Source organism: Pseudomonas sp. GW823-FHT04A03, from assembly GCF_058796615.1.
On the sequence record NZ_JBXAIV010000002.1, the window covers coordinates 390,480 to 416,707 of the forward strand.

General features: G+C 61.4%; 25 protein-coding genes. 11 read left to right on the forward strand and 14 right to left on the reverse strand.

Features of this window, described 5'->3' with window-relative positions; translation table 11 throughout:
• The first annotated feature begins 78 nt into the window (after nt 1-78).
• The 3 genes from dapE to AC1Q9F_RS07750 all read left to right on the forward strand — a co-directional run bounded on the left by dapE (nt 79) and on the right by AC1Q9F_RS07750 (nt 2,492).
• Nucleotides 79-1,230 (forward strand): succinyl-diaminopimelate desuccinylase, encoded by a 1,152-nt coding sequence (gene dapE / locus AC1Q9F_RS07740; RefSeq protein ID WP_007954755.1) that lies wholly within the window; start codon nt 79-81, stop codon nt 1,228-1,230.
• Complete coding sequence (locus AC1Q9F_RS07745) at nt 1,230-2,039, forward strand: putative RNA methyltransferase (RefSeq protein ID WP_492619626.1); 810 nt, start codon at nt 1,230-1,232, stop codon at nt 2,037-2,039. Before dapE ends, AC1Q9F_RS07745 begins: the two co-directional genes overlap by 1 nt.
• A gap of 75 nt (nt 2,040-2,114) precedes the next feature.
• Nucleotides 2,115-2,492, forward strand: a complete 378-nt coding sequence (locus tag AC1Q9F_RS07750) for a hypothetical protein (protein WP_085605197.1) — start codon at nt 2,115-2,117, stop codon at nt 2,490-2,492.
• Nucleotides 2,493-2,627: 135 nt separating this feature from the next.
• Here AC1Q9F_RS07750 and AC1Q9F_RS07755 read toward each other — a convergent pair whose 3' ends face one another.
• The gene (locus AC1Q9F_RS07755; RefSeq protein ID WP_007954750.1) at nt 2,628-2,837 is read right to left on the reverse strand and encodes a cold shock domain-containing protein; all 210 of its coding nucleotides are present in this window, start codon (nt 2,835-2,837) and stop codon (nt 2,628-2,630) included.
• A 504-nt stretch (nt 2,838-3,341) separates the two neighbouring features.
• On the opposite strand from AC1Q9F_RS07755, the gene plsB reads away from it, so the two are divergent.
• From plsB to AC1Q9F_RS07770, 3 genes are read left to right on the forward strand one after another with little or no spacing between them, the layout of a single operon-like run.
• Nucleotides 3,342-5,846, forward strand: coding sequence for a glycerol-3-phosphate 1-O-acyltransferase PlsB (gene plsB / locus AC1Q9F_RS07760; RefSeq protein WP_492619625.1), 2,505 nt, complete (start codon nt 3,342-3,344; stop codon nt 5,844-5,846).
• Nucleotides 5,847-5,897: 51 nt separating this feature from the next.
• Nucleotides 5,898-6,296 carry a YbaY family lipoprotein gene (locus AC1Q9F_RS07765; protein ID WP_085605193.1) on the forward strand — a complete coding sequence of 133 codons (399 nt, stop codon included), beginning with the start codon at nt 5,898-5,900 and terminating at the stop codon, nt 6,294-6,296.
• Nucleotides 6,297-6,320: 24 nt separating this feature from the next.
• Nucleotides 6,321-7,010: a DUF4197 domain-containing protein gene (locus AC1Q9F_RS07770; protein ID WP_492619624.1), complete on the forward strand. Its 690-nt coding sequence runs from the start codon at nt 6,321-6,323 to the stop codon at nt 7,008-7,010.
• Here the strand turns inward: AC1Q9F_RS07770 and AC1Q9F_RS07775 are convergent.
• The 3 genes from AC1Q9F_RS07775 to AC1Q9F_RS07785 all read right to left on the reverse strand — a co-directional run bounded on the left by AC1Q9F_RS07775 (nt 7,007) and on the right by AC1Q9F_RS07785 (nt 13,216).
• Nucleotides 7,007-8,401, reverse strand: a complete 1,395-nt coding sequence (locus AC1Q9F_RS07775) for a Fic family protein (protein WP_492619623.1) — start codon at nt 8,399-8,401, stop codon at nt 7,007-7,009. The two genes, AC1Q9F_RS07770 and AC1Q9F_RS07775, sit on opposite strands and share 4 nt — an antisense overlap.
• 639 nt (nt 8,402-9,040) lie before the next feature.
• Nucleotides 9,041-12,109: an efflux RND transporter permease subunit gene (locus tag AC1Q9F_RS07780; protein WP_192563684.1), complete on the reverse strand. Its 3,069-nt coding sequence runs from the start codon at nt 12,107-12,109 to the stop codon at nt 9,041-9,043.
• Between the two features lie 6 nt (nt 12,110-12,115).
• Complete coding sequence (locus tag AC1Q9F_RS07785; protein ID WP_492619622.1) at nt 12,116-13,216, reverse strand: efflux RND transporter periplasmic adaptor subunit; 1,101 nt, start codon at nt 13,214-13,216, stop codon at nt 12,116-12,118.
• Between the two features lie 94 nt (nt 13,217-13,310).
• On the opposite strand from AC1Q9F_RS07785, the gene AC1Q9F_RS07790 reads away from it, so the two are divergent.
• Nucleotides 13,311-13,946: a TetR/AcrR family transcriptional regulator gene (locus AC1Q9F_RS07790; RefSeq protein ID WP_492619621.1), complete on the forward strand. Its 636-nt coding sequence runs from the start codon at nt 13,311-13,313 to the stop codon at nt 13,944-13,946.
• 45 nt (nt 13,947-13,991) lie between these two features.
• On the opposite strand, the gene AC1Q9F_RS07795 is transcribed toward AC1Q9F_RS07790, so the two are convergent.
• Nucleotides 13,992-14,774, reverse strand: a complete 783-nt coding sequence (locus AC1Q9F_RS07795; RefSeq protein ID WP_007954738.1) for a class I SAM-dependent methyltransferase — start codon at nt 14,772-14,774, stop codon at nt 13,992-13,994.
• Between the two features lie 93 nt (nt 14,775-14,867).
• Here AC1Q9F_RS07795 and AC1Q9F_RS07800 point away from each other — a divergent pair, with 93 nt between their 5' ends.
• Nucleotides 14,868-15,482 (forward strand): hypothetical protein, encoded by a 615-nt coding sequence (locus tag AC1Q9F_RS07800; RefSeq protein WP_007954734.1) that lies wholly within the window; start codon nt 14,868-14,870, stop codon nt 15,480-15,482.
• Nucleotides 15,483-15,486: 4 nt separating this feature from the next.
• Here the strand turns inward: AC1Q9F_RS07800 and AC1Q9F_RS07805 are convergent, their stop codons facing one another.
• The 7 genes from AC1Q9F_RS07805 to ppc form a co-directional block, all read right to left on the reverse strand.
• Nucleotides 15,487-16,167: an extensin-like domain-containing protein gene (locus tag AC1Q9F_RS07805; protein ID WP_492619790.1), complete on the reverse strand. Its 681-nt coding sequence runs from the start codon at nt 16,165-16,167 to the stop codon at nt 15,487-15,489.
• Between the two features lie 14 nt (nt 16,168-16,181).
• On the reverse strand, nt 16,182-17,018 hold the full coding sequence (locus AC1Q9F_RS07810) for an isocitrate lyase/PEP mutase family protein (RefSeq protein ID WP_492619620.1): 837 nt from the start codon (nt 17,016-17,018) through the stop codon (nt 16,182-16,184).
• A 32-nt stretch (nt 17,019-17,050) separates the two neighbouring features.
• Nucleotides 17,051-17,911, reverse strand: coding sequence for a DUF72 domain-containing protein (locus AC1Q9F_RS07815; RefSeq protein WP_492619619.1), 861 nt, complete (start codon nt 17,909-17,911; stop codon nt 17,051-17,053).
• Entirely contained in the window at nt 17,911-18,219 is a 309-nt protein-coding gene (locus AC1Q9F_RS07820) for a hypothetical protein (protein WP_007954720.1), read from the reverse strand. The genes AC1Q9F_RS07815 and AC1Q9F_RS07820 overlap by 1 nt, the downstream gene beginning before the upstream one ends.
• A gap of 172 nt (nt 18,220-18,391) precedes the next feature.
• Nucleotides 18,392-19,066, reverse strand: a complete 675-nt coding sequence (gene tsaB, locus AC1Q9F_RS07825; protein ID WP_492619618.1) for a tRNA (adenosine(37)-N6)-threonylcarbamoyltransferase complex dimerization subunit type 1 TsaB — start codon at nt 19,064-19,066, stop codon at nt 18,392-18,394.
• Between the two features lie 94 nt (nt 19,067-19,160).
• Nucleotides 19,161-19,811 (reverse strand): adenylate kinase, encoded by a 651-nt coding sequence (gene adk, locus AC1Q9F_RS07830; RefSeq protein ID WP_492619617.1) that lies wholly within the window; start codon nt 19,809-19,811, stop codon nt 19,161-19,163.
• Between the two features lie 288 nt (nt 19,812-20,099).
• Nucleotides 20,100-22,730, reverse strand: coding sequence for a phosphoenolpyruvate carboxylase (gene ppc / locus AC1Q9F_RS07835; protein WP_492619616.1), 2,631 nt, complete (start codon nt 22,728-22,730; stop codon nt 20,100-20,102).
• Between the two features lie 214 nt (nt 22,731-22,944).
• On the opposite strand from ppc, the gene AC1Q9F_RS07840 reads away from it, so the two are divergent.
• From AC1Q9F_RS07840 to lptF, 3 genes are all read left to right on the forward strand, one after another.
• Complete coding sequence (locus tag AC1Q9F_RS07840) at nt 22,945-23,289, forward strand: pilin assembly protein (RefSeq protein WP_492619615.1); 345 nt, start codon at nt 22,945-22,947, stop codon at nt 23,287-23,289.
• 366 nt (nt 23,290-23,655) lie between these two features.
• Nucleotides 23,656-24,060, forward strand: a complete 405-nt coding sequence (locus AC1Q9F_RS07845; protein WP_007954708.1) for a DUF4398 domain-containing protein — start codon at nt 23,656-23,658, stop codon at nt 24,058-24,060.
• Between the two features lie 55 nt (nt 24,061-24,115).
• Nucleotides 24,116-24,910, forward strand: coding sequence for a lipotoxin F family OmpA-related lipoprotein LptF (lptF, locus tag AC1Q9F_RS07850; RefSeq protein WP_007954705.1), 795 nt, complete (start codon nt 24,116-24,118; stop codon nt 24,908-24,910).
• A gap of 66 nt (nt 24,911-24,976) precedes the next feature.
• Here lptF and AC1Q9F_RS07855 read toward each other — a convergent pair whose 3' ends face one another.
• Together AC1Q9F_RS07855 and AC1Q9F_RS07860 are read right to left on the reverse strand one after the other, a co-directional pair.
• Nucleotides 24,977-25,306 carry a PA3694 family proteiin gene (locus AC1Q9F_RS07855; protein WP_085609172.1) on the reverse strand — a complete coding sequence of 110 codons (330 nt, stop codon included), beginning with the start codon at nt 25,304-25,306 and terminating at the stop codon, nt 24,977-24,979.
• A complete protein-coding gene (locus AC1Q9F_RS07860) occupies nt 25,303-26,217 on the reverse strand; it encodes an alpha/beta hydrolase (protein WP_492619614.1) in 915 nt (304 codons plus the stop codon). The genes AC1Q9F_RS07855 and AC1Q9F_RS07860 overlap by 4 nt, the downstream gene beginning before the upstream one ends.
• Between the last annotated feature and the right edge of the window lie 11 nt (nt 26,218-26,228).

The following is a 26,228-nucleotide window of genomic DNA, read 5'->3' on the forward strand; positions in this document are numbered from 1 at the left end:
CGGCGGCCAATGGTCGCCGTTTTGCTTTAAGATAACCGCCATTTTGCGCGCCTTGCCCCCCAGCTTTCGGAGTTTTCCATGACGGCCCACGCCGACCTTTCGCCGACCCTCCAACTCGCCATCGACCTGATCCGCCGTCCGTCCGTGACGCCGGTCGACGCCGATTGCCAGAAGCAGATGATGCAGCGCCTGGGCGATGCCGGTTTCCAGCTGGAACCGATGCGCATCGAAGATGTGGATAACTTCTGGGCGACTCACGGTAAAGGCGACGGCCCGGTGCTGTGCTTCGCCGGCCACACCGACGTGGTGCCGACCGGTCCGGTGACCGCCTGGCAGATCGACCCGTTCAACGCGGTGATCGACGAGCACGGCATGCTCTGCGGCCGTGGCGCGGCGGACATGAAAGGCAGCCTGGCTTCGATGACCGTCGCCGCCGAGCGCTTTGTCGCCGACTACCCGGATCACAAGGGCAAGGTCGCGTTCCTGATCACCAGCGACGAAGAAGGCCCGGCGCATCACGGCACCAAGGCTGTGGTCGAGCGTCTGGCAGCCCGTAACGAGCGTCTGGACTGGTGCATCGTCGGCGAACCGTCGAGCACCACGCTGGTGGGCGACGTGGTGAAGAACGGTCGTCGCGGCTCCCTCGGCGCCAAATTGACCGTGCGCGGTGTGCAGGGCCACGTGGCCTACCCGCACCTGGCGAAGAACCCGATCCACCTCGCTGCCCCGGCTCTGGCCGAGCTGGCCGCCGAGCACTGGGATCACGGCAACGACTTCTTCCCGCCGACCAGTTTCCAGATTTCCAACGTCAACTCCGGCACCGGCGCGACCAATGTGATTCCGGGCGATCTGGTGGCGTTGTTCAACTTCCGCTTCTCCACCGAATCGACGGTCGAAGGCCTGCAGAAACGCGTCGCCGACATCCTCGACAAGCACGGCCTGGACTGGCACATCGACTGGGCGCTGTCCGGTCTGCCGTTCCTCACCGAGCCGGGCGCGCTGCTCGACGCGGTGTCTTCGAGCATCAAGCAGATCACCGGCCGCGAGACCAAGGCGTCCACCAGCGGCGGCACCTCCGATGGCCGTTTCATCGCGACCATGGGTACGCAGGTTGTTGAGCTGGGCCCGGTCAACGCGACCATCCACCAGGTCAACGAGCGCGTGCTGGCGGCCGATCTCGACGTGTTGACCGAGATCTACTACCAGACCCTGATCAAGTTGCTCGCCTGATGCTCGCGTGCCCGATCTGCAGTGAACCGCTGAACGCGGTGGACAACGGCGTGGTCTGCCCTGCCGGCCACCGCTTTGACCGCGCGCGTCAGGGTTATCTGAACCTGCTTCCGGTACAGCACAAGAACAGCCGCGATCCCGGCGACAATCAGGCGATGGTCGAGGCCCGCCGCGACTTCCTGAACGCCGGCCACTATGCGCCGGTGGCCAAACGTCTCGCGGAGCTGGCGGCGAGTTATACGCCGGCGCGCTGGGTCGATATCGGTTGTGGCGAGGGTTACTACACCGCGCAGATCGCCGAGGCCTTGCCGGACGCTGACGGTTACGCACTGGACATCTCAAAGGAAGCGGTCAAACGCGCCTGCAAACGCAATCCGGCGCTGACCTGGTTGATTGCGAGCATGGCCCGGGTGCCACTGGCTTCCGGCAGTTGCCAGTTTCTGGCCAGCGTTTTCAGTCCATTGGACTGGGAAGAAGCCAAGCGTCTGCTCAGCGTTGGCGGTGGTCTGATGAAAGTCGGCCCGACCAGCGGCCACCTGATGGAACTGCGCGAACGCCTGTACGACGAAGTGCGCGAATACACCGACGACAAGCACCTGGCCCTGGTGCCGGAAGGCATGGCGTTGGCGCACAGTGAAACCCTGGAATTCAAACTGACGCTGGACAAGCCCGAGGATCGCGCCAATCTGCTGGCGATGACGCCCCACGGCTGGCGCGCCAGTGCCGAGCGCCGCGCGGCGGTCATCGAACAGCCCGAGCCGTTCGTGACCACTGTCTCGATGCGCTACGATTATTTCGTTCTTCAATAACTTTTGGTCTCGGGCAACGACCCGGGGCCGGCTAAATCCGCGAATGGATTTTTCAGACCCGCAGTGAGGACATCCATGCGCCAACCGGACATCGAGATTTACCTGAAAGACGCCGACGTCGACCACAAGGCCATTTCCGCCTGGCTGGGCGCCGCCCTCGGCCCGTGCAGCGACTGGGTACAGAAAGGCCAGACTTACAAGTGCAAGGCCGGCAACATCCCGGTGACCTGGCTGCCGAAAGCCGTGGGCAAGTGGAACAGCCTGTACCTTGAAAGCGATGCGACCCCATGGGACGACGACATCGCCTGCGCCCGCGCAGCCTTTGCCGCGCTGAACGTCGAAGTGCGTTGCGCGCCGGGGACGTGGGTCGAGGAAGAAGGTGAGGAAACGGCGGATCGCTGGATTCGCATCAGCGAAGATGGTGAAGAAGAAATCACCTGGAAAACTGCGTAACAGACAATGCACAAAACCTGTGGGAGCGAGCTTGCTCGCGATTGCGGTCGGACATTCAACATCAATGTTGACTGAAATGGTCCCATCGCGAGCAAGCTCGCTCCCACAGTGCTTTTGGTGTTCTGAAGATTTGCGTTACAGGCCTACAACGTCTTCAGCCTGCAACCCCTTCTGCCCTTCCACCACCGCGTATTCAACCTGCTGACCCTCGGTCAGCGAACGGTGGCCTTCGCCGCGGATCGCGCGGTAGTGCACGAACACGTCCACCCCGTCTTCGCGCTGAATGAAGCCATAGCCCTTGGCGTCGTTGAACCACTTCACGTTGCCGGTTTCACGTGTTGCCATCTGTTCATACTCCTTTTTTATTATTGAACAGGCTTTTCGCAGGAAAGCCTTTGAGGAACGTCAGCCTGCATCCGACGTCCATAAAAGGGCCCCGGCGACAGATCGCCGAGTATATGACAGGCGGCAAAACTCTCAACAGGAGATTACTTCGCCGCTTTTTTGCCGATTTTCGAGTAATCCGGCAAACTAAGGGGGCGTTCTTCATGAGTTTTCGCGCCGCGTTGTCGCCTTAAAGCGGACCAGGCAAGGCGCAAGCCGCTGGAAATGGTTGTTCCCTTTCCAAGGCCTGCAACGCAGCCTGGTCCGCTTTAAGGCACAACCCGAAGGGCCGAGCCTGCTGTTGTGCAGGGCTGCGTTGCTCGAAGCTTATTTGGAATGACCAAACCACGCTTCTCGCGCCTTGCCCTGCACAACAGCAGGCGCGGCGCGGCACGAAAACTCATGAAGAACGCCCCCCTGACCGCCCGAGCAAACGCTCGGTTTATCCACTCACGCAGAAGCCGTATGACCCGTTCCCCGTTCCGCCGTCTTGTGTTTGGCACCTTGCGCCGACTGTTGTATCTCTGGGTTCGCTCCGAGACGATCAACCAGTCGTCGTTCACCCTCAACCTCGACCGCAGTCGTCCGGTGTTCTACGTCCTGCAAAATCCATCGCTGACCGATCTGGCGGTGGTCGACACCGAGTGCACCAAGGCCGGCCTGCCGCGCCCGGTGCTGCCGGTGTCCGTGGGTTCGCTGATCGAACCGGCAGCGTTCTTCTACCTGACGCCGGACCCGGACTGGCTCGGCCGCCAGGACAAGCGCGGTGCGCCACCGACCCTGACCCGACTGGTCAGCGCCCTCAGCCAGAATGCCGCCGAAGACGCGCAGATCATTCCGGTCAGCGTGTTCTGGGGCCAGTCGCCGGACAGCGAAAACAGCCCGTGGAAACTACTGTTCGCCGACAGCTGGGCGGTCACCGGGCGCCTGCGTCGTCTGCTGAGCATCATGATTCTGGGCCGCAAGACCCGCGTGCAATTCTCCGCACCGATCCACCTGCGCGAACTGATCGAACACAACAAGGGCCACGAACGCACCGTGCGCATGGCCCAGCGGATCCTGCGGGTGCACTTCCGCAATCTGAAAGCTGCGGTGATCGGCCCGGACATTTCCCACCGCCGCAACCTGGTTAAAGGCCTGCTCAACCAGCCACTGGTCAAGCAAGCGATCCTCGACGAAGCCGAGCGCGAAAACATCTCCCCGGAAAAAGCCAAGGCCCAGGCCCTGCGCTACGGCAACGAGATCGCCTCGGACTACACCTACACCGCGATCCGTTTTCTGGAAGTGGTGCTGAGCTGGTTCTGGAACAAGATCTACGACGGGATCAAGGTCAACCACATCGAAGGCGTGCAGAAGGTCGCCCAGGGTCACGAAGTGATCTATGTGCCGTGCCACCGCAGCCACATCGACTACTTGCTGCTGTCGTACTTGCTGTTCCGCAACGGCCTGACCCCGCCGCACATCGCCGCCGGCATCAACCTGAACATGCCGGTGATCGGCAGCCTGCTGCGCCGGGGCGGCGCGTTCTTCATGCGCCGCACGTTCAAGGGCAACCCGCTGTACACCTCGGTGTTCAACGAATACCTGCACACCCTGTTTACCAAAGGCTTCCCGGTCGAATACTTCGTCGAGGGCGGGCGCTCGCGTACGGGGCGCATGCTGCAACCGAAAACCGGGATGCTGGCGATCACGATGCGCAGCTTCCTGCGTTCGTCGCGGATGCCAATCGTGTTCGTGCCGGTGTACATCGGTTACGAGCGCGTGCTCGAAGGCCGCACCTACCTCGGCGAACTGCGTGGCGCGAGCAAGAAGAAAGAATCGATCTTCGACATCTTCAAAGTCATCGGCGCGCTCAAGCAGCGCTTCGGCCAGGTGGCGGTGAACTTCGGCGAGCCGATCAAACTCGCGGAATTCCTCGACAGCGAGCAGCCGGACTGGCGCCAGCAGGAACTCGGCCCGCAGTACAAACCGGCCTGGCTCAACGAAACCACCAACCGCCTCGGCGAGAAAGTCGCGCAGCACCTGAACGAAGCAGCGGCGATCAACCCGGTCAACCTGGTGGCGCTGGCCCTTCTGTCGACCACCCGTCTGGCACTGGACGATCGAGCCATGGCGCGAGTGCTGGATCTGTATCTGGCGCTGCTGCGCAAGGTTCCGTACTCGCCGCACACCACGTTGCCGGAAGGCGATGGCCGGGCGCTGATCGAGCATGTGAAGGACATGGATCTGCTGTCCGAGCAGAACGATGCGCTGGGCAAGATTCTGTACCTGGACGAGCAAAACGCCGTCCTGATGACCTACTACCGCAACAACGTGCTGCACATCTTCGCGTTGCCGGCGCTGCTGGCGAGTTTCTTCCAGAGTGCATCGCGCATGAGCCGCGAACAGATCCTGCGCTACACCCGCGCACTGTATCCGTACCTGCAATCGGAACTGTTCATCCGTTGGACTCTGGACGAACTGGATGCAGTGATCGATCAGTGGCTGGAAGCGTTCGTCGAACAGGGCCTGCTGCGTTTCGAAAAAGACGTGTACCTGCGCCCGGCGCCAAGCTCGCGGCATTTCGTGCTGTTGACCCTGCTGTCGAAGAGCATCGCCCAGACCCTGCAACGCTTCTACATGACTGTGTCGTTGCTGCTCAACGCAGGCCAGAACACGATCAGCGCCGAAGAGCTGGAAGACCTGTGCACGGTCATGGCCCAGCGCCTGTCGATCCTGCACGGTCTGAACGCACCAGAGTTCTTCGACAAGAGCCTGTTCCGCCACTTCATCCAGACCCTGCTCGACCTCGACGTGTTGCGTCGCGATGAAGCTGGCAAGTTGAGCTACCACGAACTGCTCGGCGAACTGGCCGAAGGCGCAGCCAAACGGGTGCTGCCGGCGGAGATTCGCTTGTCGATCCGTCAGGTGGCACTGCATCGCAGTGAAGATGCGGCCGATCAGCCCGCCGCCCCTGTGCAAAACGACTAAATTCCTACAGGCGCCAGGCTTCTTCTGGCGCCGTCGATACGGAGATCTCCGATGAAAAAACTTTCCCTGCTTGCCGCCGCCACGCTGCTTAGCGCCTGCCAGTCGACCTCACCGGCCGGCAAAGTCAGCCTCGATGGCGAAGTGTTCTACCTGCAGCGCATCGCCCTGCCGCCAAGTGCGACCTTGAGCGTGAGCCTGCAGGACGTCTCGCTGGCCGACGCTCCAGCCGTGGTACTCGACGAACAGAAAGGCCCGGTCAAAGGCCAGGTGCCGCTGCCGTTCCACTTGAGCTACGATCCGGCCCAGGTCAAACCCGGCCACCGCTATTCGGTCAGCGCGCGCATCGAAGTCAACGGCGAGCTGATGTTCATCACCACCGAAAACCATGCCGTGCAACTCGATGGCAAGGATCCGCAGCCGCTGAAGATCCGCGTCGACGCTGCCCGCTAACTCTCTCCGAACAAGGAAGCCGCCATGCTCCGCCCTACCCTTCGCTTCGCCGGCCTGTGCGCGGGCCTGATGATCTCCGCCAACGCACTGGCCCTGTCCCTCAGCGACCTGTCGCAAGGCGACGCCACCGGCGGCCTCAAGGATGCCCTGACCCAAGGCGCGCAACTGGCCGTCAAACAACTCGGCACCCCGGGCGGCTTCAGCAATAACCCGGACGTGAAGATCGAACTGCCGGGCAAACTCGGCAAAGTCGCCGGCAAGATGAAAGCCTTCGGCATGGGCGCCCAGGTCGACGAGCTGGAAACCGCCATGAACAAGGCCGCGGAAACCGCCGTCACCCAGGCCCAGCCGATCCTCGTCGACGCCGTTAAGAAAATGAGCGTGGCCGACGCCAAAGGCATCCTCAGCGGCGGCAACGACTCCGCCACCCAATACTTGGACAAATCCAGCCGCGAACAGATCCGCACCAAATTCCTGCCCATCGTCAAACAGGCAACCGACAAAGTCGGCGTAGCCCAGAAATACAACGCCTTCGCCGGCCAGGCCGCGACCTTCGGCGTGGTGGACGCGAAGAGCGCCAACATCGAAAGCTACGTGACCGAACAAGCGCTCAACGGCCTGTTCGAAATGATCGGCAAACAGGAAGAAACCATCCGCAAGAACCCGGCCGCTGCGGCGACGAGTCTGGCGAAAAAAGTGTTTGGTACGCTCTAAGCCGACACGACACGGGAGTGAGCTGTCTCACTCCCGGCATTCAATCCGCCACCAGCAGATACACGTAAAAAGTACACCCACTCGCGCCCCATTTTCTTCTTCTCGAAAACCTGCAGCTCAACCAACCCGCTCAACGCCGACACCGCTGTGTTGTAGGCACAGCCAAGATGCTCCTTGACGTTCCCCGCCGTGAACTCCTTCGCCACCCCGCTTCTGGCCACCTGATAAATCGCTCGCTGCCGCTCTGTCAGCCGATCAAAAAAACCCGAACAGGTCAGCCAGTGCTCGAAGTCTTCGCTGTACGCCACACTCTTGCGATACACATCGGTAAACCCCTCCACCGCCCGCAGAATCACCGAACACTGAAACTCGATGAAATACGTCAGATCGAGCTCATCGGCCTCGCTGTGCAAATACGACCGCCCGTACTTCACCGGCGCGTTGCGCAGTAAAAGACTGATCGCGATATAGCGGAACGCCGAAAACTCATGCTTGAACATGAACCAGTAAAACAGCGCTCTGGCGACCCGCCCGTTACCGTCACGAAACGGATGTTCATAGCCCAGGGCAAAGTGCAGCGTGATCGCCTTGATCAGCGGATGCAGGTAGTTTTTTTGCCGAGGTGAACCCTGTGGTTGATTGATCCACTGCGAGAGCAAATCCAGTCGCCTCACCAATCCAGCGGCAGGCGGTGGCGTGTGCACGGTATTCCCTTCGCCGTCCTGCACCACGACTTCATCGTTGGTCCTGAAAAGCCCCGGGTCGTACTGCTCGTCATCAATACCTTCGACACCGACTCGATGGATCGACGCAATCAACTCCACGCTCAATGGCTCGTAACGTTTTTCCCAGGCGAAATTCATCATCCGGTAATTACCCATGACCATCCGCTCATCCGGCGTACGCGGCTGACGCCGTTGCTTGAGCATGTCCTTGGCAACACGGGTAGTGGTCGCGGCGCCCTCAAGCTGACTGCTGCTGATCGCCTCATCCTCGATCAGATCGTTAAGCAAATAACTGAAATGCGCCCGCTCGCCTATCTGGCTGGTCATGTACTCCAGCGACGCCGTCGTGGTTTGCCGATCAACCACTGAAAGGGCCTTCTGCGCGGTGGGCGTCGGCACAAACTTCCCCCACTGCGCCGGCTCCCCCAAAGGCAGAAGATGAATGTACTGAGCAACCCGCGCCTTCTTGACCAACGCCCAACACAAACGCGAATCCAGCCCGCTGGCCCAGCGATACCGCAAATCCTCAAAAGGCAGATACCGCCCCTGATCATCCAGCGGCTTGAGCAGCGCAAGATAATCCGCCAGACGCTGCTTGTGAGGTGCGCGCATCAACAACTCAAAGACCGGATCGGCCCGACCCTTCAATACCGGCGGTTTCTTCATCAACGCTGACTCAAACAAGGCTGAAAAACAGCCTCGAGTACAGCATCGCCAACACAGCGACTCAATATCGGAGGCGTCTGAAAAACATGTAGGAGGCGACGCAGGGTCCTACACCATTGTTTTGCTCAGCTGTCAGGCTGACATCACTAGCAGGCCAGCTCCGACAAGATTGAGTCCAACCGATAGAGCATGGTCGGCAGACAGGCCGCCTTCGCGAGCAAGCTCGCTCCCACAGAAAAGCGCAAACCTTACACTCCGATGCGCTTCGCCTCTCACCACTCAACACGATGAGCGTTAGCTCGAGCAAAGCTTTTGACGTGCCGGCCCCTTCGGCCGGCTGAGTGGAGGGATTTATCCGGGGGTAGGCGCGCAGCGCCGTTCGACGAAGTCGAACACATCGAGAGGAGGTGCAGCGAAGCAAACCGGAGGCGATGCCCCCGGATGAATCCCGGAACGAAGGAACCCCGAGCCCCAGCGAGGGGCCGAACGCCGGGGCCCAGCGTTTTGCTTACTTTTGGGCGCTTGCAAAAGTGAGCCGCTGTAAGAGCGGAACCGCCAGCCGCAACACCCAAAGAAACGGATATTCACCCAAAACCCCAAGAGCCTGGCCGGCCCAAAGGCCGCCACGCTCAAACAGCCTCAAGACTCCTTGCGAACCCTGAACCAAGCCGCATACAACGCCGGCAAAAACAAAAGCGTCAAAGCAGTAGCAACAATCAACCCCCCCATAATCGCCACCGCCATCGGCCCGAAAAACACACTGCGAGAAAGCGGAATCATCGCCAGCACCGCCGCCAGCGCCGTCAACACAATCGGCCGAAACCGCCGCACGGTCGCCTCGATAATCGCCTGCCAGGGCTTGAGCCCCGCCGCAATATCCTGCTCGATCTGGTCCACCAGAATCACCGAGTTACGCATGATCATCCCCGACAGCGCGATCGTCCCGAGCATCGCCACAAACCCGAACGGCTGACGGAACACCAGCAGAAACAGCGTCACCCCGATCAACCCCAGCGGCGCCGTCAGAAACACCATCGCCGTGCGTGAGAAACTGCGCAACTGCACCATCAGCAACGTCAGCACCACGACAATGAACATCGGCACCCCGGCGTTCACCGACTTCTGCCCACGCTCCGAATCCTCCACCGTACCGCCGACATCCAGCAGATAGCCGTCCGGCAATTCGGCACGGATCGGATCAAGCGTCGGCATGATCTGCTTCACCAGCGTCGCCGGTTGCTCCTTGCCATAGATGTCGGCGCGCACGGTCACGTTCGGCAGGCGATTGCGGTGCCAGATGATGCCTTCCTCGAAGCCATATTCCAGCGTGGCGATCTGCGACAGCGCGACGCTGCGACCGTTGTCGGTCGGCACCGCCAGACTCGGCAGCAACGACAGTTCGGTGCGCTCGTGCACGGTGCCGCGCAGGAGGATTTCGATCAACTCGTTGTCCTCGCGGTACTGGCTGACGCTGGAACCGGTCAGCGAACTCTGGAGGAATTTCGCCAGATTCGCCGTGCTCACACCCAACGCTCGGGCGCGATCCTGATCGATGTTCAGGTACACAACCTTGCTCGGCTCTTCCCAGTCCAGATGCACGTTCACCACATGCGGGTTCTCGCGCACTTTGGCTGCGACTTTCCGGGCCAGTGCACGGACTTCCTCGATGTGCTCGCCGGTGACGCGGAACTGCACCGGATAGCCAACCGGCGGCCCGTTTTCAAGGCGCGTGACCCGCGAGCGCAGGGACGGGAACTGCTCGTTCAACGTGTCGATCAGCCACGTGCGCAGCGCTTCACGTTCCTCAATGGTTTTCGCCAGCACGACAAACTGGGCGAAACTCGCCGCCGGCAGTTGTTGATCCAGCGGCAGGTAGAAACGCGGCGAACCGGTGCCGACGTAAGCGACATAGTTGTCGATGCCGGCGTGATCCTTGAGCATCGCTTCCAAGCGTTTGACCTCGCCCGTGGTATTGGCCAGCGATGCGCCCTCGGCAAGCTTCAGATCGACCATCAATTCCAGTCGCCCGGAGGCCGGGAAGAACTGCTGCGGCACGAACCGGAACAACGCTACCGACGCCACGAACAGCAGCACGGTGAGCACGATCACGGTTTTGCGCCGACGCACGCACCACTCCACCAGACGCCGCACCCGTTGATAGAACGGCGTGCCATAGGGATCAGTCTGACCGTCAGCCGTGCCGTGTTTGGCCGCGTGAATTTTCGCCAGATCCGGCAGGAGCTTTTCCCCCAGATATGGCACGAACACCACGGCTGCCACCCAGGATGCGAGCAAGGCGATGGTCACCACCTGGAAGATCGAGCGGGTGTATTCGCCGGTGCCGGACTGCGCCGTGGCAATCGGCAGAAAGCCTGCGGCGGTGATCAGCGTACCGGTGAGCATCGGGAACGCGGTGCTGGTCCAGGCATAACTGGCAGCCTTGATCCGGTCGAAACCCTGCTCCATTTTGATCGCCATCATTTCCACGGCGATGATCGCGTCGTCCACCAGCAAGCCCAGCGCCAGCACCAGCGCACCGAGGGAAATCTTGTGCAGGCCGATGCCGAGGTAATACATGCAGGCGAAGGTCATCGCCAGCACCAGCGGAATGGTCAGCGCCACCACCATGCCGGTGCGCACGCCGAGGGAGAAGAAGCTCACCAGCAACACGATGGCCAGCGCTTCGACCAGCACCTGGACGAACTCGCCTACGCCGGTTTTCACTGCGGCGGGCTGGTCGGAGACCTTGCGCAACTGCATGCCGGCCGGCAGGTTTTTCTGGATCCGGGCGAACTCGATTTCCAGGGCCTTGCCCAGCACCAGAATGTCGCCGCCGTCCTTCATCGCCACCGCGAGACCGATGGCGTCTTCGCCCATAAAGCGCATGCGCGGGGCCGGAGGATCGTTGAAACCGCGCCTCACGTCAGCGACATCGGAGATGCGGAACGTACGATCACCGACCCGGATCGGGAAGTTCTTGATCTCGTCGACTGTCTGAAAATTCCCCGAAACCCGTAGCTGCAATCGCTCACTGCCGGTTTCGAAGAAGCCGGCGGTGGACACCGCGTTCTGCTCTTCCAACGCCTGCTGCACGGCTGCCAGCGGCAAGCCGAGGGTGGCGAGTTTGACGTTGGACAGCTCGACCCAGATTTTCTCGTCCTGCAAACCAAGCAGATCGACCTTGCCCACATCCTTGACCCGTTGCAGCTGGATCTGGATGCGGTCGGCGTAATCCTTGAGCACCGCGTAGTCGAAACCGTCGCCGGTCAGCGCATAGATATTGCCGAAGGTGGTGCCGAACTCATCGTTGAAAAACGGTCCCTGAATCCCCGGCGGCAGGGTCTGGCGAATGTCGCTGACCTTCTTGCGCACCTGATACCAGAGGTCCGGAATCTCTACCGAATGCATGGAGTCGCGGGCAATGAACGTGACCTGGGATTCACCGGGGCGCGAGAACGAAACGATGCGTTCGTACTCGCCGGTTTCCATGAGTTTCTTTTCGATGCGCTCCGTGACCTGACGCGAGACTTCCTGGGCCGTTGCGCCGGGCCAGCGGGTCTGGATGACCATCGCCTTGAAGGTGAACGGCGGGTCTTCACTCTGGCCGAGCTTGGTGTAGGACAAGGCGCCGACGATCGCCAGCAAAAGCATCAGGAACAGTACGATCTGGCGATTGCGCAGCGCCCAGGCGGAAAGATTGAAACCCATCGGGGATTACTCCTTGTCCGCCAGATTGACCACGCGGTTGGAGCGATCCACCGGACGCACCTGCTGCCCTTCCAGCAGCACGTGGACGCCAGCGGCGACCACCCAGTCGCTGGCGTTCAGGCCTTCGAGCACCGGCACGGTTTTCTCACCGAACGGGCCGGTGCGCACCGGAGTCTTTCTCAGGGTGTTGTTGGCGCTGACGACCCAGACGTAAGTCGCGCCGTTTTCGGCCGTCAGCGCCGAGAGCGGCACCGACAGCGGGATGACATCGGCGGTCTGCACGAAAACCCGGGCGCTCTGGCCCAGTTCTGCCGGGACCTTGCCGGAGGTGAACGAAATGCGTGCGGCGAAGGTGCGGGATTTCGGGTCGGCGGCCGGCGACAGCTCGCGGATCTGCCCGGCGAAGCGCTGGTTCTGTTGCGTCCATAGCTCCACCGAGACCGGCTGGCCGACCTTGAAGCGACCGAAGCTCTGCTCCGGCAGGCTGATCAGCACTTCCCGTTCGCCATCAGTGGCGAGGGTGAAAACGGTTTGCCCGGCGGCGACCACTTGCCCGACTTCCACCGCACGCTTGGCCACCACGCCATCCTGGGGCGCACGCAACACGGCGTAACTGGCCTGATTGGTCGAGACGTTGAATTCGGCCTTGATCTGTTTGAGGCGGGCTTCGCCGGAGCGATAAAGGTTTTCGGCATTGTCGTAGGCCGAGCGGCTGACCATCTGCCGTTCCATCAAGGTCTTGTAGCGGTCACGCTCGGCGCGCACCAGATTCAGGTTGGCCTCGGCGGCCGCGACCTGGGCCCGGGTGGCTTCCAGTTGCAGGCGTACATCCTGCGGATCGAGTTCGGCGAGCGGCTGATCGGCCTTCACGCGCTGGCCTTCCTCGACCAGTCGTCGGCTGACTTTGCCGCCGATGCGGAACGCCAGATCGGGTTCGTAGCGGGCGCGAACCTCGCCCGGATAACTTTCCATCGCCTGCGCCGAAGGCTCTGGCTGCACCACCATGGCCGGTCGCACGCTGACTTGCGTCACCTCTTCCTTGCCACATGCCGACAATAAAAACGCCAGACTGACTGGCACCGCAAAGGACAACGCATGGCGGAACATGGTGAAGGACCTTTCGCTAAGGAGGCTTGGAATAATTATACTGGCCGGTATGTTATTAATAGCAAACTCACCAGTCCAGTATTAAAAGCGAAGAATGTCGAACAATCTTTCAGCTCCAAACGGCCCGGGCCGACCGAAGGATCCGGCCAAGCGCCAGGCGATTCTCGAGGCGGCGAAAATCCTGTTTCTGAGTCACGGCTATGCCAACACCAGCATGGACGCGGTGGCCGCCGAGGCTGGCGTGTCGAAGCTGACGGTCTACAGCCATTTCAACGACAAGGAGACGCTGTTCTCTGCCGCCGTGGTGGCCAAATGCGAGGAGCAACTACCGCCGCTGTTCTTCGAATTGCCGGACGGCATCGCGGTGGAAAATGTGTTGCTGAACATTGCGCGAGGCTTTCACCACCTGATCAATAGCGATGAATCGGTGAACCTGCATCGCCTGATCATGGCGCTGGGCAGTCAGGATCCGAAACTGTCGCTGATCTTCTTCGAGGCCGGCCCGCAGCGCATGGTGCAGGGGATGGAACGTTTGCTGCGGCGGATTCACGAAACCGGCGTGCTGAGCATCGACAACCCGCACAACGCCGCCGAGCACTTCTTTTGCCTGATCAAGGGCGCCGGGAATTTCCGCCTGTTGTACGGCTGCGGTGAACCGCTGACCGACGAGGCGGCGGAAAGCCATGTGCAGGAAGTGGTCGGGCTGTTCATGCGGGCCTATCGACCCTGAAAACAAAAATCCCACGCCATGCGTGGGATTTTCTTATGCGACGGCTCAGGCCTTGAGCGCTTTCTTCGGGTAGATGTCGTAACGGCTGGATTTGCCATCCAGCGCATGACTCGGTTTCGGCCCTTCGATGCAAGGTGCCTTGCGCGGGCGCTTGACCACCACCCGGTGCGTGGCCAGTGCCAACGCCGCTTCCAGCAACGCCGGTGCATCCGGATCATCGCCTACCAGCGGACGGAACAGGCGCATTTCCTTCTTCACCAGCGCGGTTTTCTCACGATGCGGGAACATCGGGTCGAGGTAGATCACCTGCGGCGGCTCGCCCTCCCAATTGCGCATCACCTCGATGGAGTTGCCCTTGAGCAGCTTCATCCGCGCCACGATCGGCGCCACGTCGAAGTCTTCCGCCGCACGGGCCAGACCATCCTCCAACAAGGCGCCGATCAATGGCTGACGTTCGATCAGGCTCATCTCGCAACCTAGACTGGCCAGTACGAACGCATCCTTCCCGAGCCCCGCCGTCGCATCCAGCACCCGAGGACGCACGCCCTGGGCGATGCCGACCGCCTTGGCGATCATCTGCCCGCTGCCACCGCCGTACAACCGGCGATGGGCCGCGCCACCCTCGACGAAGTCGACCCGCACCGGCCCCGGCGCATCCGGCCCCAGTTGTTGCAGCTGCAAACCCTGCTCTCCGACCTGCAAGGCGAACTCGCCGTCGGCCACCTGCAACGGCAGGTTCAGGCGCTGCGCCCACTGCTCGGCCTGCGCTTCGAACGTCGGGCCGAGGGCCTCGACATGGATGCGGCAGGCCGCGGGTTGCTCAATCATGGAAAACACGCTCAAAAAAGTTAAGGATCGGCAAAAACCGCCGATAACCCAATCAACGCGCATTTTGCCAGAGCTGAGCGTCAACCGAAAAAAATGTCAGGCATTCTTCCCACATCGATTGGCTACATTTCGCCCACAGGCGACTTCAGCCGTCATAACACTCAAGCATTGGGCGGCGTCAGCCACCTGTGGCAGGATTTCTTTGCCCAGGCACTGGCCGAACAATCGAGTGATGTGGTGCCGGCCTGCGGCACTTTCCCGCCGGTCGACCTGCAAAGCCCTGAAGAACCGACCGTCGGCAGCGAACTGCACGCGCACATCGTCAGCCAGCGTGAATGCGATGTGGTGGAAACCGAGGTGCGTCCGCCGGAGCCGCTGTTCCTGCCGATCGCCGAAATCGACATGACACTGGCCGAGCCGTACCCTCCGTTCCCGGCAGAAGAAATCAAGACTCAGCAAAAGCAGCAGGATTTCGACAGCAGCTGGGTTCGTCCGGTCGTGATCAACAACGGCCAGCCGATTCCGGAACCGGGCCCTGCCCCGCAGAAAAAGCCGCTGTACCTGCCGATTGCCGAGTTCGACCTGGACCTGCTGCAGCCTTACCCGCCGTTCCCGCCGGAAGAAATCGTCGAGCAGCAGAAAGCCCTGGACTTCGATAACGGCTGGGTGCGCCCAATCGTTCAGCAGAACCTGCGCATCGCCGCCTGATCCCTCAGCGACACACGCTCCAGCGCCCGACATCGACATGAAAGTGATTGCGATGAGCGGCGTTGTAATCCGGACTCAACACCACACTGAACACCTCGCAGGCACCGTCGCGCACCTGACGTAGAAACTGCGCGTCCTGGTTTTGCTTCGGCCAGTCTTTGAGCACGCTGATCGTACGACCATCCGCCAGACGGAAGCCGGCGATGTCCAGCGCATCGGCGCTGGCATGGCGACTGAGAGCGCCGTTCTCGCGGTTGTAGACGTTGCGGCAGGCGAAGCTGCCGAGGTGATCGACCCGAGCCACCGACTGTCCGTAGGTCTGCTGCGCCGCCGGTTGCAGCGTGTGGCGCTCGAACATCGCAAACGCCACGGCCAAGGGACAACTGGCGAGAAAGCTGCTGCTGAGCCCCACCCCGCCGCCCTGCACGCGCAAAGCGCCGATCAGCGGGCATTTGGCATCGGGGCTGTCGGCCTGTGGCGAAACCCGCAGACCGGAGCTGCCCAGCGCTTGCTCGCACAAGGCCGGATCGCTGCGCAGGCGCATCAACTTGTAGCCCGTGAGCCAGTTGGGCATCGCCTGCACGTCCAGCGGCGCCCACGGGTTCCACTGCGGTGGCACATCGAGCCAGCCGCGCCACACGCCGATCAGGCTGCCACCGAGGATCAGCAGCCCCGCCAAGAGCAGTCAGCGCCCCATGCTCATCCCTTGAAGAATTGATTGGCCTTGGCGTACGGCATCGAACGAGAGGTGAAGGTGAACGTGCCGGATTGCTGGATTTCTTCCGCCGCGCGGAAAAACTCGCCGAACGCCGCCAGTGCCAGCGCCGAACCGGTGCTGATCCGCTTCACGCCCATATCTTCCAGCTGCTGCACCGTCAGTTTCAAGCCGCCGGACATCAACACATTGACCGGTTTCGGCGCCACCGCGCGTACCACCGCCAGGACTTCTTCGGCGGTGCGCAGGCCCGGCGCGTACAGCACGTCGGCGCCGGCTTCGGCAAAGGCCTGCAAGCGGCGGATGGTGTCGTTGATATCGGGATTGCCGTGCAGGTAATTTTCCGCACGGGCGGTCAGGATGAAGGGAAACGGCAAGGTGCGAACGGCAGCGACGGCGGCTTCGATCCGCGCCACCGCGTGTTCGAAGCAGTAGATCGGCGAGTCTTCCCGGCCGGTGGCATCTTCGATCGAACCACCCACGGCGCCCGCCTCGGCTGCGCGGATCAGACTCTGCGTCGATTCGGCTGGGGCGTCGGCGAAGCCGTTTTCCAGATCCACCGCCACCGGCAGATCGGTGGCCGCGACAATCGCCCGGACATTGGCCAGCGTATCGTCGAGACTCAGGCCGCCATCGGGCTTGCCTTGGGAAAACGCATAACCGGCGCTGGTGGTCGCCAGCGCCTGATAGCCGAGACTGGCGAGCATCTTCGCGGAACCGGCATCCCATGGATTGGGAATCACGAAAATCCCGGGGCGTTCGTGCAGGGCTTTGAAGGTTTCGGCTTTACGGGCTTGTTGTTGACGGGCTTGAGCGTCCATCGGCAGGCTCCTGGGCAGGAAAGAAATCCGCCTCAGAGCAGGCCAAGTTGCTCGGCGGCGGGTTCTCTGTATAGCTCAGGCAAGGATCGCAGGCCAGGCAAACGTTGCCTCAGTTGTGCGTGAAAACGTTGTGCCAGCTTCGCGGCAAGAATGTTATCGGCGGTGTGCAGGAAGATGTACGGCGTGCGGCCCTCTTCGATCCACTCGGCGATCTTCGCCACCCACGGCACCAGGAACGGATCGTTGGCCTCAAGCTCCGGATGGCCGATGAAGCGCACCTGCGGGAATTGAGTGAACGCTGCCGGACGCGTCGGTACGCGGGGCTTTTTCGATTGGGCGTGGATCACCGACGACTCGGTGGACAGGCAACTGAACAACGCGCGGGGATCAAGACAGATGCGCTCCACGCCACGATCCAGCAACAGCCGGTTGAGCAGTCGCTCACTCTCACCCTTGGCGAAGAACTGTTCGTGGCGCACTTCCACCGCCAGCGGACAATCCAGCGCATCGATGAACGCGGCGAGCTCCGGCAAGCGGTGCGGTGTGAAGCTTTTCGACAGTTGCAGCCACATGGGCGAGACGCGCTCACCGAGCGGCTTGAGTAGCTGGAGGAAGGTTTCGGCGGCGGTCAGTTGATCGCGCAAGTCGCCGCTGTGGCTGATGTCACCGGGGAACTTGGCGGTGAAGCGAAAGTGCTCCGGCATCACCTCGGCCCAGCGCTGCACGGTGGCAGGCGACGGGCTGGCGTAGAAGGTCGTGTTGCCTTCAACAGCGTTGAACACTTGTGAATAGAGTCCGAGGAAATCGGAGGTCTTGGCGTCTACCGGATACAGGTACTCGCGCCAGGCGTTTTCGCTCCAGGACGGGCAACCGAGGTAGTAAGGCAGATCCATCAGATGTACAGGTCGAGGCCCAGCACGTCTGCATCCCAATCGACAAAACCGGCGGTGCTCAGGTAGCTGGCCAGGGCCATGGCCACGCTTTTCTTCATCGCGCGGTGATAAATCATGTCTTGTTGGCGGGCGGGCAGATTGCTCAGGCGTTGCGCGGTGGCTTTGGCGGCACGGGCAGCCAGTTGCTCTTCGGTCGGGAATTCCAGCTCGCCGTCGATATCGTCGACGGACTCATCCAGCGCCGGATTGCCTTTGCGAGGCTTGCGCTTGATGGGGTAGGAATGAGTGGAAACGCCGTCTATACGCATAAAGTCATGCTCGGTATCGATGATGGCAATTTAGCGGCACCTGACCGACTTAGCAAATCGCCGAGTGATAACTAGAACACATAAAAGACAAAAGGTTTAAAGCGCGGGGTTAGAAACGGACGATTGGCAGGAATGGGAGAACCCTGTGGCGAATGCCACAGGGTAAATGGCCTCATCGGGCTTTGGGGGTGGCCACTTTGTCGCGCAGATAAACCGGCTGGGCATCGTCTGCCGGAATCGCTTCACCGCGTTCCCAGGCAAATCGTGCCAGGGTCAGCAAGTCTTCGGCGTGTGGGAGCATGCCAGCGTCGGATCCGCTCAGGTTTACAGCGATGCGCTCGCCATAACCCCAGCCAGTGCCAGCACCGAACCAGTCACCCGAAGCATCGTCCGGCAACGCGGCGACTTCCGGCGGCAGCACCGCCTCAGCGCCGACCAGACGCATCTCCCCGGCCGTCTCGCGATAGCAGCCCCAATACACCTCATCCATCCGCGCATCGATGGCGGCCGCGACCTGGCTCACGCCGTGTTCGCGATAAGCCCGTTGCGCCAGCACGGCCAGGTTCGACACCGGCAACACCGGACGATCCAGCGCAAAGGCCAGGCCTTGCACCACGCCGATGGCAATCCGCACGCCGGTGAATGCGCCTGGGCCACGGCCGAAGGCGATGGCATCCACCGCTTGCAGGGTGATGCCGGCGTCGGCGAGCAGTTGCTGGATCATCGGCAGCAGTTTCTGCGCATGCAGGCGCGGGATCACCTCGTAATGGCTCGTGACCTTGCCGTCATGCAGCAAGGCAACGGAGCAAGCTTCAGTCGCGGTGTCCAGGGCCAGCAAGGTGCTCATCGATGTGTCCGTAAATCAGGTGGGGAAAAAGTGCGCCAGTATAAACAACTACGGCCCGCAAGCGGGCCGTGGATGATGCAGCGGATCAGGTTTTTCAGCTCAGGGCTTCAAGCACCTTGGCGGTGATCGCTTCAACCGAACCGACGCCAGGGATATGGCTGTACTTCGGCTTGCCACCGTTCTTGGTGGACAGGTTCTGGTAGAACTCCACCAGCGGCTTGGTCTGCGAGTGGTAGACCGACAGGCGATGACGCACGGTTTCTTCGGTGTCGTCCTTGCGCTGTACCAGCTCTTCGCCAGTGATGTCGTCTTTACCGGCAATTTTCGGCGGGTTGTAGACGATGTGGTAAACGCGGCCGCTGGCCTCGTGAACGCGACGACCGGCGATACGCTGAACGATTTCTTCGTCTTCAACGGCGATTTCGACCACGGCGTCCAGCTCGACACCGGCAGTCACCAGTGCTTCAGCCTGAGGAATGGTGCGCGGGAAGCCATCGAACAGGAAACCCTTGGCGCAATCGGCTTGAGCGATACGGTCCTTGACCAGCGCGATGATCAGGTCATCCGACACCAGGCCGCCGGCATCCATGATGCTCTTGGCCTTGATGCCCAGCTCGGTGCCGGCCTTGACCGCAGCACGCAGCATGTCGCCGGTGGAGATTTGCGGAATGCCGAATTTCTCGGTGATGAACTTAGCCTGAGTACCTTTACCGGCCCCGGGAGCTCCCAGCAGAATGACGCGCATCGATGTGCTCCTCAATTTTTTATATAAAAAACAACGGATTCGCCTCGTGGGGCCAATCTCATAAAACGGGTCGTGGCCGCCCAAACGGCCAAAGGCTGATCAAGATACACAGCAGGCTGCGCCCACACAAGACGCCAAAAGTCGGAGAAACCGGCGCCCGCCGCGACCTTGCGACGCGGTTCCCCAAGTCGCAACCCCATCATTAACTGTCGCCTGACCGCATTTTTCCCACGGCCAATAAACGGCACCCGAGGTTCGCCCCGGGTGCCCCGCCTTACGCAGAAAACCTTAGCCGGTATTTCGCAAACCGGCGGCAATCCCCGCCACAGACACCAGCAACGCCTGTTCCACCGGGCTGCCCTGCTCGACATTCTGTTGCCGAGAGCGCGCCAGCAACTCGGCCTGCAATAGATGCAGCGGGTCGAGGTAGGTGTTGCGCAGACGGATGAATTCCAGGGTGTCCGGGCTATGTGCCAGTAGCTGCGACTGACCGGTCAGGCCGAGGACTACGGAACACGCCTGCGACAATAGGTCGCGTAAGTGCGCACCCAAAGGCAGCAAGTCAGACTCCACCAGACGCTCGTCGTAGGACAGCGCAATGTCGGCGTCGGCCTTGGCCAGCACCATCTCCAGCATGTCGATGCGCGTGCGGAAAAATGGCCACTGCTCGCGCATCTGCCCCAGCAGTTCGCCTTCACCGCGCTCCAGCGCTTTGCTCAGCGCGGTTTCCCAGCCGAGCCAGGCCGGCAGCATCAGGCGGGTCTGGGTCCAGCCGAAGATCCACGGAATCGCCCGCAGGCTTTCGATCCCGCCGGCGCGGCGCTTGGCCGGACGGCTGCCCAATGGCAAGCGGCCCAACTCCTGCTCCGGTGTGGACTGGCGGAAATACTCGACGAATTGCGAGTTTTCACGCACCACGGCGCGGTAAGCAGCCACACCGTCGGCGGCCAGTTCATCCATCAGATGCCGCCATTCAGGCGTCGGTGGCGGCGGTGGCAACAGGGTCGCTTCGAGCACGGCGGCCAGATACAGATTGAGGTTTTGTTCAGCGATGTCCGGCAGGCCGAATTTGAATCGAATCATTTCCCCCTGCTCGGTGGTGCGGAAACGTCCGGCCACCGAACCCGGCGGTTGCGACAGAATCGCCGCGTGCGCCGGGCCGCCGCCACGCCCCACGGTGCCACCGCGACCGTGGAACAGCAGCAGTTCGACTTGCTGCTCACGGCAGATTTCCACCAGCCGTTCCTGCGCCCGGTATTGCGCCCAGGCCGCGGCGGTGGTGCCGGCGTCCTTGGCCGAGTCGGAATAGCCGATCATCACTTCCTGCGGGCCCTGCAGGCGCGCGCGGTAACCCGGCAGCAGCAACAGACGCTCGATCACAGGTCCGGCGTTATCGAGGTCGGCGAGGGTTTCGAACAGCGGCACCACGCGCATCGGCCGCAAAACGCCGGACTCTTTCAGCAGCAGTTGCACCGCCAGCACATCGGAAGCGGCGCCGGCCATGGAGATCACGTAGGAGCCCAGCGAAGCGCCCGGCGCGGCGGCGATTTCCTTGCAGGTGGCGAGCACTTCGGCGGTGTCGGCCGAGGGTTTGAAATGCGCCGGCAGCAATGGCCGACGGTTTTGCAGTTCGCGGGTCAGGAAACTGATGCGCTGTTCTTCGTCCCACTCCTCGTACTTGCCGAGGCCAAGGTAATCGGTGATTTCGGTCATGGCTGCACTGTGGCGGGACGAGTCCTGACGCACATCGAGGCGCACCAGGAACAGGCCGAAGGTCACGGCCCGACGCAGGCAATCGAGCAAGGGCCCGTCGGCGATCACACCCATGCCACATTCGTGCAGCGAGTTGAAACACAGCTCCAGCGGATCGAGCAGATCGCGATTGTTGTGCAGCACATCCGCCGGGGCCGGCGTGGTCGCAGTCAGCGAGGCATGGGCCCAGTTGCGCGTGGCGCGCAGCCGTTCACGCAATTGCTTGAGCACCGTACGATAGGGTTCAGCACTGTCACCGGCCCGGGCCTTGAGCGCTTCGCTGGCCTGCTGCATCGATAATTCGGCAGCCAAGTGATCGACGTCACGCAGGTATAGATCCGCCGCCATCCAGCGCGCCAGCAACAGCACTTCGCGGGTGACCGAAGCCGTCACGTTTGGGTTGCCGTCACGGTCGCCACCCATCCACGAAGCGAAGCGGATAGGCGCAGCTTCCAGCGGCAAACGCAGGCCAGTGGAGGCGAACAGCGCCTGATCGGCCTTGCGCATGTGGTTGGGAATCGCCTGCCACAGCGAGTGTTCGATCACCGCAAAACCCCACTTCGCTTCGTCCACCGGAGTCGGCCGGGTGCGACGGATTTCTTCGGTGTGCCAGGCTTCGGCGATCAGGCGTTGCAGAGTGTTATGGATCTGCTCGCGCTCGGCCGTGGTCAGGTCGCGATGATCCTGAGCCGCTAGTTGCGCGGCGATCGCGTCGTACTTCTGGATCAGTGTGCGGCGGGCCACTTCGGTCGGGTGCGCGGTGAGCACCAGTTCGATTTCCAGCCGCGCCAGTTGCCGGGCCAGGGATTCGGCGCTGTGCCCTTCGTTGCGCAGGCGGGCGAGCAATTCCGGCAGTACGCGGGATTCGAACGGCGCGGCCTGAGTCTCTTCGCGGCGATGGATGAGCTGGTACTGCTCGGCGATGTTCGCCAGGTTGAGAAACTGGTTGAAGGCCCGCGCTACGGGCAGCAGTTCGTCTTCGCTCAATTGATTGAGGCTGGCGCTGAGTTCGGCGTCCATCGAGCCACGCCGGTCGGCCTTGGCGCCCTTGCGGATCTGCTCGATCTTGTCGAGAAACGCCTCGCCGTACTGGTCACGAATGGTGTTGCCCAGCAGCTCACCGAGCAGGTGAACGTCTTCGCGCAAGCGTGCATCAATATCGGTCATCAGCATCTCTCCAGCAGTAATCGGTGACGGATCGCAAGTGAGTGGATGAACAGAGAGTGCCGCTCTGGGACGCTTCTTACAAGCAGACGACGAAGGGACTTTAAACCTTGAGGGTTGAAGCTAGTCTCAACAGTAAGCCCCACAACGGCTTGCCGCCGGCTGACGCCGGACACTCACCAAGACCTGCCATGAGCAGGTGCGACATGAGGTTTTTATGAAAATCCGTGAACTCGCCCAGCATTGGGAAGAAACCGCCAAGGGTCGCCTGACCGATACCGGCTACACGATTCATCTGGATGTGGAAGCTGCCGCACGGCTGGCGGCAATAACCGAGATGTACCCCAAACGCCACGCCGAAGAACTGCTCGGCGAGCTGATCGGCGCCGCCCTCGAAGAGTTCGAAGCGAGCCTGCCGTATGTGAAAGGTTCGACCGTGGTCGCCACCGACGAGGAAGGCGATCCGCTGTATGAAGACGTTGGCCCGACACCGCGTTTTCTCGCGTTGTCGCGGCGTCATCTGCACGATTTGTCGGCTGCTGCCGGCAAACAAAAACACTGATCCCTGACCCTTCAAAACTGTGGGAAACGGTTTGCCCTCGATGGCGTCAGTTCAGCCGCAAACAGGTTGAGTCTGATGGCCTCATCGCTGGCAAGCCAGCTCCCACAGGGACTGTATTTTCCCTCCGCCTTTACGCCATTTTTCACCCGCGCGTACCACTCTCCCCCGCCAAAGTTCCCGGTTTAGAGCCTTGTCCAATTGGTCAGAATATTTTTTGGCGATGAGCCATCTTTTCTGAACTTTTGAAAAATGCCTTCGGTCGGAACAGGTAACCACGCCTGGAACGAGCGTTTCAAAACGCACTTGCACATGACGGTTGCGGCTCCGCTACCAGGATGGATTTCGAAGCTTTCAAGGAGTTAACCAATGGAGTTGAAGACCATGAAGACCCAAACCTCGTTTTCCCACCTGCGCGGTCTGAAACTGGCCGCTCTCGCCATCGGCACCAGCTTCGTGCTGGCCGGTTGCGCCGGCAATCCACCGACCGAGCAATACGCCGTGACTCAATCGGCGGTCAACAGTGCGGTCAGCGCCGGCGGTACCGAATTCGCCGCCGTCGAGATGAAGCAAGCGCAAGACAAACTGAAACAAGCCGAAATCGCCATGCACGACAAGAAGTATGACGAGGCTCGCACATTGTCCGAACAGGCCGAGTGGGACGCCCGCGTCGCTGAACGCAAGGCTCAGGCGATGAAAGCCGAACAAGCTGTGAAGGATTCCCAGAAAGGTGTTCAGGAACTGCGTCAGGAAAGTCAGCGCACCGTGCAGTAAGCGCGCATCCCGACCGCAAGGCTGAAACTCTTATCGATAGAAAGGACGAACGATTATGCGTAAACAACTGATGATCCCCGCTCTCCTGGCCGCAAGCGTTGCCCTGGCTGCCTGCTCGACGCCGCCGAACCCGAACCTGGAACAGGCGCGCACCAACTACGCCGGCCTGCAGGCCAACCCGCAGGCGAGCAAAGTCGCGGCGCTGGAAACCAAGGATGCCAGTGATTACCTGGACAAGGCCGACAAGGCTTATCTGGACAAGGAAGACCAGCACAAGGTCGACCAACTGGCCTACCTGACCAACCAACGCGTGGAAGTGGCCAAGCAGACCATCGCCCTGCGTACCGCTGAAAACAACCTGAAGAACGCCGCCGCCCAACGTGCCCAGGCCCGTCTGGACGCTCGTGATCAGCAGATCAAGCAGCTGCAGGACAGCCTCAACGCCAAGCAGACCGATCGCGGTACTTTGGTGACCTTCGGTGACGTGCTGTTCGCCACCAACAAGGCCGACCTGAAATCCAGCGGTCTGGTGAACATCAACAAACTGGCGCAGTTCCTCCAGGAAAACCCTGATCGCAAAGTGATCGTCGAGGGCTACACCGACAGCACTGGCGCGGCGAACTACAACCAGTCGCTGTCCGAGCGTCGCGCGACTTCGGTGCAGGTTGCACTGATCAAAATGGGTGTCGACCCATCGCGCATCGTTGCCCAGGGTTACGGCAAGGAATACCCGGTAGCGGATAACACCTCCGTCTCGGGCCGTGCGATGAACCGTCGGGTGGAAGTGACCATTTCCAACGACAACCAGCCAGTGGTGCCGCGTTCGGCCGTGAGCTCGACCGCGCACTGATTCGCTGAGCGGTAAATGAAAAGCCCCGCCTGAGTGTTCAGGCGGGGCTTTTTGTCCGTCGCAGTTTTATTCTTCGAGCTTCTGCGGGGTCTCCTGGCCCATGCAGCGCACGGCCTTTTTCTGGCTGTTGACCAGCACCCCGGTCAGGCCTTTCTGTTCGGTGTCGAACAGCACCAGCACGCCATCGATGCACTGCGCCACTTGCGGCGCCGGGGTCAGGGAGACTTTGTAGTCTTCGCCGGGAATGGTCTTGAGCATGGTGAATTCGTTGAGCAGCAACGCATCCTCGGGTTTGGCGAAGTGCAGGTAGCCGTAGTACCACAGGGCGCCGACGGTGCCGAGGATGCTGCAGATGCCGGTGATGATCAGCGGGATGGCGTTACGTTCTTCACTCATTGCGGGCTCTCTGGTGGTTCGTCTTCAGAATTCGAGGGTGTTGGATAATTCGGGATCTCGCCGAGACGGCGCAGGCCGTTGAAGTGTTCGGGATCGTCGAGGTAGCGCAGCATCACCTGACGCCAGACCGGATCGCCGAAGGTCTGCACATGGCCGCCACGGGTCAGCTGCAGCACGCGCGGTGGCGGCGCAGCTTGATACAGACGGATGCCGTTGGAAAGGGGCACCAGCGGATCGTCGAGGCTGTGGAAGATCAGTTTCGGCACGCCGTTGAGCTGCGGCATCGCGTTGATCGCACTGTCGCCATCCGGCACCAGCCACGACAGCGGCACCTGAAATGGCCACGTCAGCCATGAGGTGCTGAGGGCGTATTGGCCGACGCTGCGGTAACTGGCGGGCACGCCGTCGAGCACCAGGGCCTTGAGCTGTTTTTGTCTTTCCGGATGTTGCACCAGCCAGTGCACGGCCATTGCACCACCCAAGCTCTGGCCCAACAGCACCAGCGGTTTGCCTTTGACCTCAGGCGCCGTGTCCAGCCAGGCGAAGGCAGCATCGATGTCCTGATAGATCGCCGGCAGGCTCGGCTCGCCCTCGGACAAGCCGTAACCGCGATAGTCCACCAACAGCACTTGATAGCCGTTTTTCGGGAGCCACCAGCTCCCGCCCAGGTGCATCGGCAGGTTGCCGCCGTTGCCGTGAAGGTGCAGCACCGTGCCCTTGACCTCGACCCCGGGCTTGGCCGGCAGCCACCAGGCGTTCAGTTTGAGGCCGTCGGCGGTAGTCAGGGTGACGGTGCGGTATTCGAGTTTGGCCTTTTCCGGGGTGAAGATCTGACCCGGCTCGGGGTAGAACAGCAACGAGCTGCAACCGCCGAGGGTCAGGAGCAGGCAAAGGATGCCGAGGATTCTCATCCGGTGAAACC